General features: G+C 30.0%; 8 protein-coding genes. 1 reads left to right on the plus strand and 7 read right to left on the minus strand.

Annotated features, from left to right (window positions below; translation table 11 throughout):
* Positions 1-215 precede the first annotated feature (215 nt).
* The 4 genes from NG918_RS08070 to glnA all read right to left on the minus strand — a co-directional run bounded on the left by NG918_RS08070 (position 216) and on the right by glnA (position 8,315).
* Entirely contained in the window at positions 216-1,688 is a 1,473-nt protein-coding gene (locus NG918_RS08070) for a glutamate synthase subunit beta (RefSeq protein WP_252212472.1), read from the minus strand.
* Between the two features lie 11 nt (positions 1,689-1,699).
* Positions 1,700-6,271, minus strand: coding sequence for a glutamate synthase large subunit (gene gltB, locus NG918_RS08075; RefSeq protein ID WP_252225561.1), 4,572 nt, complete (start codon positions 6,269-6,271; stop codon positions 1,700-1,702).
* A gap of 126 nt (positions 6,272-6,397) precedes the next feature.
* Positions 6,398-6,958 (minus strand): ANTAR domain-containing response regulator, encoded by a 561-nt coding sequence (locus NG918_RS08080; RefSeq protein WP_252212734.1) that lies wholly within the window; start codon positions 6,956-6,958, stop codon positions 6,398-6,400.
* 25 nt (positions 6,959-6,983) lie between these two features.
* The gene (gene glnA, locus NG918_RS08085; RefSeq protein WP_252212474.1) at positions 6,984-8,315 is read right to left on the minus strand and encodes a type I glutamate--ammonia ligase; all 1,332 of its coding nucleotides are present in this window, start codon (positions 8,313-8,315) and stop codon (positions 6,984-6,986) included.
* Positions 8,316-8,736: 421 nt separating this feature from the next.
* Between glnA and NG918_RS08090 the strand changes: the two genes are divergently transcribed.
* Entirely contained in the window at positions 8,737-10,047 is a 1,311-nt protein-coding gene (locus NG918_RS08090) for an aspartate kinase (protein WP_252212475.1), read from the plus strand.
* 282 nt (positions 10,048-10,329) lie between these two features.
* Here NG918_RS08090 and NG918_RS08095 read toward each other — a convergent pair whose 3' ends face one another.
* The 3 genes from NG918_RS08095 to NG918_RS08105 are packed head-to-tail and all read right to left on the minus strand — an operon-like array spanning position 10,330 to position 13,381.
* A complete protein-coding gene (locus tag NG918_RS08095; RefSeq protein ID WP_205449259.1) occupies positions 10,330-10,683 on the minus strand; it encodes a DUF1667 domain-containing protein in 354 nt (117 codons plus the stop codon).
* A gap of 1 nt (position 10,684) precedes the next feature.
* A complete protein-coding gene (locus NG918_RS08100; protein WP_205449258.1) occupies positions 10,685-11,938 on the minus strand; it encodes an NAD(P)/FAD-dependent oxidoreductase in 1,254 nt (417 codons plus the stop codon).
* A 12-nt stretch (positions 11,939-11,950) separates the two neighbouring features.
* Complete coding sequence (locus NG918_RS08105; protein WP_252212476.1) at positions 11,951-13,381, minus strand: NAD(P)/FAD-dependent oxidoreductase; 1,431 nt, start codon at positions 13,379-13,381, stop codon at positions 11,951-11,953.
* Between the last annotated feature and the right edge of the window lie 41 nt (positions 13,382-13,422).

The following is a 13,422-nucleotide window of genomic DNA, read 5'->3' on the forward strand; positions in this document are numbered from 1 at the left end:
CCTGTTAGTTTTTCTTTTAAGCTTAAGATAATGAAATTTGATATGAAGAGTATAATTTTTATAATACTATAAATTCAAATAATATTAAAACACCTCTATAGTATTCTTTTATTATTTGATAATATTTATGTAAGTTTTTGTTGAAAATTAAGAAAAAAAGTAGTATTAGTTTTAATAAATTAAACTAATACTACTTGAAATTTTATTATATTAAATTATTTTCTTAAGAATTCATTTACTTTTAATCCACTATTTATGCCTTCACTAATAGCTGTAACAACTAATGATTGACCTATTCTAGCATCTCCAGTTGCAAATACTTTAGGAATATTAGTTTTAAAATCTATTGAATTTGCATTTATATTGTTTCTTGAATCAAATTCTATTTTAAATTCTTCTTTTATATAATCTTCTGATCCTGTAAATCCCATAGCAAGTAAAATTAAATCAGCTTCATAAGTTTTTTCTGTCCCTCTAACTGTAATTGGAAACATTCTTCCTTCATCATCTTTTTTCCATTCTACTTTTACAGTATCAACGCTTATAATATTACCCTCATTATCTACATTAATTCCTGTAATTGTAGTTAAATATTCTCTTGGGTCTTTTCCATATAAATCAATAAATTCTTCTTGGCCATAATCAACTTTTAATATTTTAGGCCATTCTGGCCAAGGATTATTTTTATTTCTTTCATTTGATGGTTTAGACATTATTTCAAGTTGAACTAATGATTTACATCCATGTCTAAGGCAAGTTCCAACACAGTCAGTTCCTGTATCTCCTCCACCTATTACAATTACATTCTTATCTTTTGCACATATATAATTATTATCTTCATGATTAGAATCTAAAAAGCTTTTAGTATTTGCTTTTAAAAAGTCTACTGCAAAATGAATGCCTTTAGCTTTATCTCTTCCGTCAACATTTAAATCTCTTGCATTAGATGCTCCTGTAGCTAAAATAATTGCATCATACTCTTCAATTAAATCATTAGCATTATAATTTTCTCCAACATTTGCATTAGTTATAAATTTTATACCCTCTTCTGCCATAATTCTAATTCTTCTTAAAATTACTTCTTTATCAAGTTTCATATTAGGAATTCCGTACATTAATAATCCACCTGGTCTATCATTTCTTTCATAAACTGTAACTTTGTGACCACACTTATTTAATGTATTGGCTGCTGCAAGTCCTGCTGGACCTGAACCTATTATAGCTACTTTTTTCCCTGTTCTTTTTATTGGTGCATTAGCTACAACTTTGCCATTATTAAATGCAGTGTCAATAATAGCTCTCTCATTTTCTTTTATAGTAACTGCTGGACCATTTAATCCTACTGTGCAACCTGCTTCGCAAGGAGCTGGACAAACTCTACCTGTAAATTCAGGAAAAGGATTTGTTTTGCTTAATCTTTCATATGCCAAATCCCATTTCCCCTTATATACTAGGTCATTCCATTCAGGAATTAAGTTGTGAAGAGGACAACCTGAAACCATTCCTGAAAATAATGTACCTGATTGACAAAATGGTACACCGCAATCCATGCATCTAGCACCTTGAATAGATTGCTTTTCTAAAGAAAGACTTTTATGAAATTCATCATAATCCTTTAACCTTTCCTTTGGTTCTCTATTTAAACCTACTTCTCTGTCATATTCTAAAAAACCAGTTGGTTTACCCACATTTAAGCCCCCTATCTTCCTTTTATTTCTTGGAATGTTTTTATTAAAGCTTCCTCTTCTTTAAATCCAAGATTCTTATACTTTTCTACTGCTTTCAATACCTTTTTATAATCTTTAGGTATTACCTTTATGAAATTAGATTTGTCATTTTCAAAGTTAGATAATATTTTATTACCCTTAGAAGATCCTGTAACTTCAACATGTTCTTCTAATAAATCTTTTAAATCTTCTTCATCTTCTAAACTTAATTCTTCTAAAAGAATCATTTCTTCATTTATATTAATCTTGAAATTGTCATCTTCTTTATAAAGATAAGCAACTCCTCCACTCATTCCTGCCGCAAAATTGATTCCTGTCTTTCCTAATACAACAACCTTTCCTCCAGTCATGTATTCACACCCATGTGCTCCAACGCCTTCAACAACAGCTGTTGCGCCTGAATTTCTTACACAAAATCTTTCACCTGCAATACCATTTATAAACACCTTACCTGATGTTGCACCATATAAGGCAACATTTCCAATAAGTATATTTTCTTCTGCTATAAAAGTAGCTTTCTTGGGTGGATATACTATAAGCTTACCGCCTGATAATCCTTTTCCAAAATAATCATTAGCGTCACCTTCAACTTCAAACGTTAATCCCTTTGGAATAAATGAACCAAAGCTTTGACCTGCTCCACCATTACATTTGATAACTATACTATCTTCTGGTAATCCCTTATTTCCATTTACTTTTGTTATTTCAGATCCAAGTATTGTTCCAAGAGTTCTGTCAGTATTTGTTATATCTACTTCAAATCTTATATTTCCATTACCATTTATAGCATCTTTACACTTTTTAACAAACATTGTTTTATCTATTACTTCATTTAATTTATGATCAGATTTGTTTGCTTCATCAAATTTAATAACTTTACCTTTAAATTTATCTGGAGTATAAAGTATAGAACTCAAGTCAATATTTTTAGCTTTCCAGCCATGTATATTTTCTTTTTGTTTTAATCTATCTACTCTACCTATCATTTCATCAATTTTTCTAAATCCAAGTTTTGCCATGATTTCTCTTAATTCCTGTGCTATAAAGTACATAAAATTAACTACATATTCTGGCTTTCCTTTAAATCTTTTTCTAAGTTCTTCATTTTGTGTTGCTATTCCTACAGGGCAAGTATCTAAATTACAAACTCTCATCATAACACATCCAAGTGATACTAAAGGTGCTGTTGCAAATCCAAATTCCTCTGCTCCAAGAAGCGCTGCAATTGCAACATCTCTGCCTGTCATAAGCTTTCCATCAACCTCTACTGTTACTCTGTCTCTTAGTTCATTAAGTAATAATGTTTGATGTGCTTCTGCAAGTCCAAGCTCCCATGGAAGTCCTGCATTTTTTATTGAATTCTTAGGTGATGCTCCTGTTCCTCCATCATATCCTGAAATCAATATTACATCAGCTCCACCTTTAGCAACTCCAGCTGCAACTGTTCCTACTCCACATTCTGAAACTAGTTTAACAGATATTCTTGCATCCATATTGGCATTTTTTAAATCATAAATTAATTGTGCTAAATCTTCTATTGAATATATATCATGGTGTGGTGGTGGTGATATAAGTCCTACACCAGTAGTTGAGTGTCTAGTCTTAGCAACCCATGGATAAACTTTAGTAGCTGGTAATTGACCACCTTCACCTGGTTTTGCTCCTTGCGCAAGTTTTATTTGAAGTTCATCAGCATTTACTAAATATTCAGATGTAACACCAAATCTACCAGAAGCAATTTGTTTTATTGAAGACCTTCTTGAATCTCCATTTTTATCTACAATCCATCTTTCACTATCTTCTCCACCTTCACCAGTATTAGATTTTCCGCCAACTCTATTCATTGCAATAGCTAATGCTTCATGAGCTTCTTTGGAAATTGATCCATAAGACATAGCTCCTGTTTTAAATCTTTTAACTATTTCAGAAACAGATTCTACTTCATCTAATGGAATTTCTGATGAATTATAATTAAACTCTAATAATCCTCTTAATGTTATTTCTGCTTCTTCATCATTAATTAAGGATGCATATTCTTTAAATAATTCATAATCTCCAGTTTTAGTAGCTTTTTGTAACTTATGTATGGTATTAGGATTATATAAATGTTCTTCTTTTTCTTCTCCTGATCTTAATTTTTCATAACCAGGTGAATCTAATTGAAAATCTGCTGCATAAGTTTTATCTTTAAAACCTTTTTCATGATTTATTTCAGCTTCTCTTTGAATTTCTTCTAATCCTATTCCGCCAATTCTACTTACTGTATTAGTAAAATATCTATCTATAACTTTTTTGCCAATACCAACTGCTTCAAAAATTTGAGCACCTTGATAAGATTGAATTGTTGATATTCCCATTTTAGAAAGTATCTTAATTATTCCTTTAACTACTGCTTTATTATAATTATAAACAGCCTTATCATACTCAATTTCAAGTAACCCTTCCTCAATAAGTTCTCTTAAAGATTCATATGCCATATATGGATTTACAGCTGATGCTCCAAAACCAATTAATGTTGCAAAATGATGAATTTCTCTTGGTTCTCCACTTTCAAGTATTAACCCTACCGATGTTCTAGTACCCTTTTTAACTAAATATTGATGAAGTGCTGAAACTGCAAGTAATGATGGTATTGGTACTTTAGTTGAGCATACATTTCTATCAGATAATACAAGTAAAGTATATCCTTTTTCATAGGCTTCTTGTGCTTTATCAAACATTTCATCTATGGCATCTTCTAAAGAACTTCCCTTATCAAATACTATATCTATAACCTTTGTTTTTATCTCTCCCTTATTAAGTGCTTTTATTTTTGATAATTCTTCATTGTTTATTATTGGAGACTCAAGCTTAAGTAGTTCACAATTTGAAGATTTATCTTCTAAAATATTTCCTTCTGGTCCTAAATAAATATTAGACGCTGTAACTATCTCTTCTCTTATTGCATCTATAGGTGGATTAGTTACTTGTGCAAATAATTGTTTAAAATAATTAAACAAAGGTTGTGCTTCTTTAGATAATGGAGCAATTGGAACGTCTATCCCCATTGCAGCAAGTGGTTCTGCACCATTTTCAGCCATATGAAGAATAGTTGTTTTTACTTCTTCATAAGTATATCCAAAAGTTTTTTCTAATCTTTTTCTTGTATCCTTGTCATACTCTATTTTCAAAGTCTTTCTATCATTAATTTTATCTAAAGTAACTAATTTCTCTTCAAGCCATTCCCCGTAAGGATGTTCTGTAGCATAAGTATGCTTTAGTTCTTCATCATCAATAACTTCTTTTTTAATTGTATCAACAATAAGCATTCTGCCTGGTCTTAATCTATCTTTTTTCTCAATTATCTCTGATGGAATATCTAGTGCACCTACTTCTGAAGATAAAATTAATCTTCTATCTTTAGTTATATAATATCTTGATGGTCTTAAACCATTTCTATCTAACACTGCACCTACTTTTTCACCATCAGTAAATACTATTGCAGCAGGACCATCCCATGGTTCCATCAATGTAGCATTATATTCGTAAAAGGCTTTTTTCTCTTTGCTCATAGTTTTACTTTTTTGCCATGGTTCTGGAATTGCCATCATTACAGCTCTAGTTAAATCCATTCCATTCATATATAAAAATTCCAAATTATTATCTAAAATTGCTGAATCTGATCCTTCTTTATTTATAATAGGAAGCACCCTAATTAAATCTTTTCCAAGTGCTCTTGATTTTACATTAGTTTCTCTAGAGTAAACCTTGTTTACATTCCCTCTTAATGTGTTTATCTCACCATTATGAATCATGAATCTATTAGGATGTGCTCTTTCCCAACTTGGAAATGTATTAGTACTATATCTAGAATGTACTAATGCAAGTGATGTTTCTACTCTCTCGTCTTCTAAATCTTTATAAAATTCTCTTAATTGAGTAGATAATAACATTCCTTTATATACTATTGTCTTTGATGAAAAAGAAGCCATATAAAAAATTTCATTTAAGAATTTACTTATCCAAGTAGCTCTTTTTTCTATATTTCTTCTAACAATATATAATTTTCTTTCAAATGCAATTCCTTTTTTAGTTCCAACTCTTTTTACGAAAATTTGTTTTATTACGGGCATAGCTTCTAAGGATGCTTTACCTAAAATTGAAGGATTACTTGGAACATCTCTCCATCCTATTACTTCTAATCCTTCTTCTTTACATATATCTTCAATAAGGCTTTCTGCTTCTTTTCTTGCTTTCTCTTCTTGAGGTAAAAAAATCATACCAACAGCATAATCACCTTCATTACCTAAAACAATGCCTTTTGATTTTAGCTCTTCAGTAAAAAATTTATGGGGTATATTTAATAGAACACCTGCACCATCACCTGTATTTTCATCAGCACCAGTTCCACCTCTATGTTTTAATTTTTCTAATATAGTTAAACAATCTGATAAAATATCATGGGATTTTTCGCCATCAATATTTACAATTGTACCAATGCCACAAGCATCATGTTCAAAACATGGATTATATAACCCTTGCTTTTTAGGAATAAATTTTTCCATTTGCGTTCCTCCTTACAATAATATATTTATGAGTAGCAAAATAACGAGTAAAAATACCTTTTTTCGATATTATTACTCGTATATTTTACTACAATAAGTGATTTTGTACAGCTTAATTAAAAAAAATTATAAATTATTCTCTAATATTAGAGAAGCAACGTCACTCATTTTTTTTCCTAAATTCATACTTAATTTTTGAATATATCTAAAAGCTTCATTTTCACTCATATTTTTATCTTCCATGATATTTCCCTTAGCTTTCTCAATTAACTTTCTATCTTCTAATGTATTTTCTAAATTTTGCACTTGTTGTTGCAATTTTAATATTCTTTTCTTTCCTTGAAATATAATATCAATAGAATTCTTTAAAAGTACATTGGAAATTTTGGTTCCTATACAATATATATCAGTATCTTCTTCTATAAAAGAACGATAGGGTTCATTAACTAATGCTAAAAAACTTGTAAAATCATATATTGCTTCATATACATCTAGTAAACTCATATCCTTAAACTTATAGCCTACTAAAACCAAATCTGGTGAATATTGCATAACTATTCTAATTAATTCATTTCCTGATGTACATAAGGCTAAAACATCATACTCTTCTTGCATCAATAAACATTTTAGCTTCTTATTAGTTTCCATATTACTTAATGCTATAATTATTTTGCCTCGAGATTCCATCATCGCAACCCCACCTTAAACTTTACTAATATTTATTAAGATAATTTTCTATTTCCCAATCATGAACTTTAGTTCTATAATCATCCCATTCAGCAGCTTTAGCTGAAACATAAGTCTTATATATATGTTCTCCTAAAGCTTCTTTTGCAAGATTACTTTCTTTCATAAAATTAACTGCCTCATATAAATTATTTGGTAAATTATCTATTCCTTCAGCTTTTCTTTCCTCATCGTTCATAGCAAAAATATTTGCCTCTATTCCTGCTGGTGGTTGTAAATTATTTTTAATTCCATCTAATCCTGCTTGTAAAAGACATGCTAATACTAAGTATGGATTTGAACTTGGATCTGGACATCTTAATTCTACTCTAGTTCCTGCTCCCCTAGCTGCTGGAACCCTAATTAATGCTGTTCTATTTTTACATGACCAAGCTAAATAAACAGGTGCTTCATATCCTGGTACTAATCTCTTGTATGAATTAACTAATGGATTTGTTACTGCTGTAAGACCTTTTATGTTTTTTAATAAACCTGCTATAAAATTATATGCTATTTTACTTAATCCATTTGGATCATTTTCATCAACAAATACATTGTTACCATCTTTAAATAATGACATATTAACATGCATTCCTGAACCATTAATTCCAAAAACAGGTTTAGGCATAAAAGACGCATACAATCCATGTTTTTGTGCTATTGCCTTAACTACTAATTTAAATGTCATTATATTATCTGCAGTACTTAATGCATCTGCATATTTAAAATCTATTTCATTTTGTCCTTCTGCAACTTCATGGTGAGAAGCTTCTATTTCAAATCCCATATCTTCTAACACTAAAGTCATATCTCTTCTAGCATTTTCTCCTAAATCCGTAGGTGCTAAATCAAAATATCCAGCACTATCTTGTGTTTTGGTTGTTGGTTTGCCATATTCATCAGTTTCAAATAAAAAGAATTCACATTCTGGACCAACATTCATCTCATATCCAAGTTTAGCTGCTTCTGAAATAGCCTTCTTTAATATATATCTTGGATCTCCTTCAAATGGTGTGCCATCTGGTTTATATACATCACATATTAATCTTGCAACTTTACCTTGTTGAGGTCTCCATGGAAATATTACAAAACTATCTAGATTTGGTCTCAAGTTCATATCAGATTCTTCAATTCTAACAAATCCATCAATAGATGATCCATCAAACATACATTCATTATTTAGTGCTTTTTCTAATTGCCTATCTGTTATTGCTACATTCTTTAATGCTCCAAACATATCAGTGAACTGTAATCTTATAAATCTAACCCCATTTTCCTTTACTAAGTTCATGATATCTTCTTTACTGTATTTTGCCATTTCTAATTCCCCCTTTAAGTAAAAAAGGCGAACAATGGATATATCAATATATCCATTGAACGCCTTTGTTCAATAATTTTATTGATATCATTATATATGATATTCTTATATAACTCAAGATTTTTTTTAGATTTTTTTATTTTTTCCTAAAATATATACTAAATAGTTAATTTTATTAATATTTTTATACTTAAATGTCAATTCTATTAAGTGAGAACTTATTTATAATATTATATATAATCTTTTTTATTATTCAATAATTAGATATATTTATATACAAAATTGTTGAATATTGAATAATAAATTGTTACAATTTATTATGTATAAAATTATATAAATAAACATAAATTTGATACTCTTATATAAGTAATATAAGTAAGTTATCAAAATATATACTTTATTTTTTGGGGGGCTATAAAAAATGAATACTATTATAACAAAATTTGGCGGAAGTTCATTAGCTGATGCTGTACAATTTAGAAAAGTGAAAAGCATAATCACATCTAATAAAGCTAGAAAATATATTGTACCATCTGCACCTGGAAAAAGAACTTCTAAAGATTCTAAAATCACTGATTTACTATACCTTTGTCATGCACACATCAATGCTGGCATATCTTTAGACGATGTTTTTAATCATATTAAAAACAGATATATTGGAATAGTAACAGATTTAGAATTAGATCTTAATATCAGATCTCACTTAGACATTATAAAAAAGGATTTAGAAGAGGGGGCTTCTAGTGATTATGCAGCTAGCAGAGGGGAATATTTAAATGCTCTAATTCTTAGCAATTATTTAGGATTTGAATTTGTTGATGCTAAAGATGTAATTAAATTTAATACTGACGGGTGTTTAAATTATGATGAAACATTAAGATTATTAAAAGAAAAACTTTCATCAATTGACAAAGCTGTTATTCCAGGATTTTATGGTTCTGATAGCAATGGAAATATAGTAACTTTTTCAAGAGGTGGATCAGATGTTACTGGCGCTTTAGTTACTGCAAGTTTAAATGCTGATCTTTATGAAAATTGGACGGATGTTTCTGGATTTCTAATGGCTGATCCTAGAATAATATCTAATCCAAAACCTATAAGCACAATAACTTATACTGAGCTTAGAGAGCTTTCTTATATGGGTGCTTCTGTTTTACATGAAGAAGCTATTTTCCCTGTAAGAAAAGCAGGTATTCCAATTAATATAAAAAATACTAACAAACCAGAAGATAACGGAACATTTATAGTAGAGGACTCTTTAAGTGAAGATTTACAAACTATAACTGGTATAGCTGGTAAAAAAAATTTTACTGTAATTTCAATTGCAAAAGCTCTTATGAATTCTGAATTAGGTTTTTGTAGAAAATTACTATCAATACTTGAACAGCATAATGTTTCATTTGAAAACATGCCTTCTGGTATAGATACTGTTTGTTTAGTAATTTCAGATTCTCAATTAAAAAATAAAACTTCTTTAATTGTTGAAGAAATTAAAAAAACTTGTAATCCTGACACAATAGAAGTTCATCCTAACCTGGCCTTAATAGCTACTGTTGGTAAAGGTATGGCTAAACAAAAAGGTGTAGCATCAAAAGTATTTACTGCGTTATCAGAAGCTAATGTAAATATAAGAATGATTGACCAAGGATCTAGTGAAATCAACATATTAGTTGGTATAGAAAATGATAGTTTTGAAAAAGCCATAACTGCTATTTATAATGCTTTTAATTAATATCCAACGCAATTTTAAAACAATATTTAATATTATAGTATAAATAGATTGATAGTTATCAGGATAATGATCCTTTTGTAAAAAATCACTTTAAGAGATATAACAATAAAACTAATATAAAAAAATGGATTCGTAATTTATACGAGTCCATTTTTTATACTATAAAACATAATTTTAAAATATGATATGCCTAGTATATCATATATTAACATTTTTAAACATATACCTGAAAATAAAAAATAAAATAGTGCACCAAATTTTGGTGCACTATTTGTGTTAATATTAGATTGCTTTCATATTTCTAGCAGCTACAATATCAACGCCTGTTCCTAATACATCTTTAACTATAACATCTCCAATTTTAACTGGTGCTTGTAATTCTACTCCAGATAAAACTTCCATGCATTTGAAGTTAAGACCCTTTGGAATTGCTCCATTAGTTTTTACTGGTATAACTGGAAGTTGTCCTCCCTTTACTTTAACAGTTGAAGTTATTACTCTAACTGGGTGAGTAACTTCGTTTATACCGTATTCTGCACCTCTTTTACAAGTGTTACCTGTTACAGTATTATTTTCTGCGTCTACTTTTAAATGACAACCCATTGGGCAGCTTATACAAATTAATTCTTTTATCATCTTATTCACCATCCTCTAATGATATTGTAATATCACCTTTAACTTTTTCTAATAAAGGCTTACTTAAAATAACCTTTTCCATTTCTGATGGTGCTAAGTGAGCTCTCTTAAACTTAGCAATTTCTTCACCATTACATCTTACAACTAAAGCCTTATTATGATAAATGTTATTAACTCTCATGAATATAGTTAATTTATCGTCTACTGCTTCTACATCAAGTTTTTGAGGTACTGTATAATTAACATTTTGTCCATTAATTATATTTACATAACTACCTTTTTTAAGTTCTTTCTTAATGTATTTAGCAGCTGCTTGTCCAGCATGTTTTGATTCTTGAGTAACAAAGTCAACTAAGTCATGAACGTGTACTACATTACCACAAGCAAATACTCCATCCATTGAAGTTTCCATGTTTTCTGTTACTATTAAACCATTAGTTCTGTTATCTTTTTGAATACCAGCATTTGTTGATAATTCATTTTCTGGGATAAGACCTACTGATAATAATAATGTATCAACAGTAAATTCTTTTTCAGTTCCTTTAATTGGTTTTCTGTCTGGACCAACTTCAGCAATTACAACTTTTTCTACTCTTGTATCTCCTACTATATCAATTATAGTGTGTGATAAGTATAGAGGAATATCATAATCATTTAAACATTGAACAATGTTTCTGTTTAATCCATTAGAATATGGACATAATTCAACAACAGCTTTAACCTTAGCACCTTCAAGTGTCATTCTTCTAGCCATTATTAATCCGATATCTCCAGATCCAAGTATTAATACTTCTTTACCTGGCATATATCCTTCCATGTTTATATATCTTTGAGCAGCACCTGCTGTGAATACACCTGCTGGTCTGTCTCCAGGAGTATTTATAGCTCCTCTAGTTCTTTCTCTACAACCCATTGCAAGAATTACTGCATTTGTTTTTAAAGTCATGTAGCCTTCTTCTGAATTCATTGCATGTACAGTTTTGTCTTCATCTATATTTAATACCATTGTATCTAATTTAACTTCTACATCTGTATCTTGTAACATATCAATAAATCTGCTTGCATATTCAGGACCTGTTAATTCTTCTTTGAAAGTGTGAAGCCCAAATCCATTATGTATGCATTGATTTAGGATTCCTCCAAGTTCTTTGTCTCTTTCTAATATTAATATCTTCTTGATTCCATTAGTATATGCTTCGTGTGCTGCTGCAAGTCCTGCTGGACCTCCACCAATTACTATTAATTCATAACTCATAATTAAAGCCTCCTACTTAGTTTTTCCTGTTAAAATGTAAGAACCGTCTTTTTCTTGTACTACTTCTTCTAATTTAACACCACATTCTCTTGCTATTATTTCTTGAACTCTTGGTCCACAGAATCCGCCTTGGCATCTTCCCATTCCTGGTCTACATCTTCTCTTAACACCGTCTAGAGAAAGTGTTCCAAATGATCTCTTTATAGAATCAACGATTTCACCTTCAGTGATGCTTTCACATCTACAGATCATTCTACCGTATTGTGGGTTTTTCTTAATCATTTCAGCTTTTTCTTCAGCTGATAATTCCATAAAGTGAACTTGATGTCTCTTAGCTATGAAGTTATCTTTCTTAGTTAATTTAAGACCTGCATTACCTAATATTTCAACTACTGCTTCAGCTACAGCTGGAGCTGAAGTTAATCCTGGTGATTTCATACCAGCAGCATCAACGAATCCTTTAACTTCATCATTTTCTTCAATTATGAAGTCTCCTGTACTTGGTGTTGCTCTTAAACCTGCAAAGTTTCTTATGCTTTCTCTGAAATTAATCTTTGTAGTAGTATGCATAGCAGATTCTCTTATAGCGTCTAATCCTTCACCATTTGTTCCTAAATCTTCTTTATCTTCGATATCTATAGCATCTGGTCCTATGATAAGGTTACCATGTATTGTTGGACTAACTAATATACCTTTACCCATTTTAGAAGGACAAGGGAATATTGTATGAGATACTATTTTACCTTGAGATTTATCCATTACATAATATTCACCAGTTCTTGGAGTAATATTAAATGTTTCTTTACAAATCATATTGTGTACTTTATCTGCATAAAGGCCAGCAGCATTTACTATATATTTAGCTTCTACTTTTTCTCCATCAGTAGTTTCTATTATAAATATTCCATTTTCTTTTTTGATTGAAGAAACTTCTTTTTTAAGTTTAATTTCTCCACCATTAGTTACACCGTTTTCACATAATGCAATTGTAAATTCAAACGGTCCAACTATTCCACCAGTTGGTGCATATAAAGCTCCATGAACTTCATCTGTAAGATTTGGTTCCATTTTTAATAATTCTTCTTTATCTATAACTCTTAGGTTTCTAACACCTATTTTAGTACCATTTTCACAAAGATCTCTTACTGTTTGCATTTCTTCTTCTGAATGAGCTACAACTAATGAACCATTTCTTTTAAACGGAACATCTAACTCTTTACAAAGATCTTCATACATTTCATTTCCTTTTACATTGTACTTAGCCATTAAAGTACCTATCTTTGGATCGAATCCAGCATGTACTATTGCTGAGTTAGCCTTTGAAGTACCCATTGATACATCCTTTTCTTTCTCTAAAACAGCTACTTTTAAGTTATATTTAGTTAATTCTCTAAATATAGAAGCTCCAATGACACCAGCTCCAATTATTGCTACATCATACATATTTTATCCTCCTTTTATATAACAAAAGAGCCAATCACAAA

It is taken from the genome of Clostridium sp. ZBS2, assembly GCF_023845855.1.
GTDB lineage: Bacteria > Bacillota > Clostridia > Clostridiales > Clostridiaceae > Clostridium > Clostridium aquiflavi.

Bases quoted from the DNA above. Each gene is read 5' to 3' on its own strand.
- gltB (WP_252225561.1), bottom strand. From the start codon at position 6,271: ATGGAAAAATTTATTCCTAAAAAGCAAGGGTTATATAATCCATGTTTT.
- NG918_RS08080 (WP_252212734.1), bottom strand. From the start codon at position 6,958: ATGGAATCTCGAGGCAAAATAATTATAGCATTAAGTAATATGGAAACT.
- glnA (WP_252212474.1), bottom strand. From the start codon at position 8,315: ATGGCAAAATACAGTAAAGAAGATATCATGAACTTAGTAAAGGAAAAT.
- NG918_RS08090 (WP_252212475.1), top strand. From the start codon at position 8,737: ATGAATACTATTATAACAAAATTTGGCGGAAGTTCATTAGCTGATGCT.
- NG918_RS08095 (WP_205449259.1), bottom strand. From the start codon at position 10,683: ATGATAAAAGAATTAATTTGTATAAGCTGCCCAATGGGTTGTCATTTA.
- NG918_RS08100 (WP_205449258.1), bottom strand. From the start codon at position 11,938: ATGAGTTATGAATTAATAGTAATTGGTGGAGGTCCAGCAGGACTTGCA.
- NG918_RS08105 (WP_252212476.1), bottom strand. From the start codon at position 13,381: ATGTATGATGTAGCAATAATTGGAGCTGGTGTCATTGGAGCTTCTATA.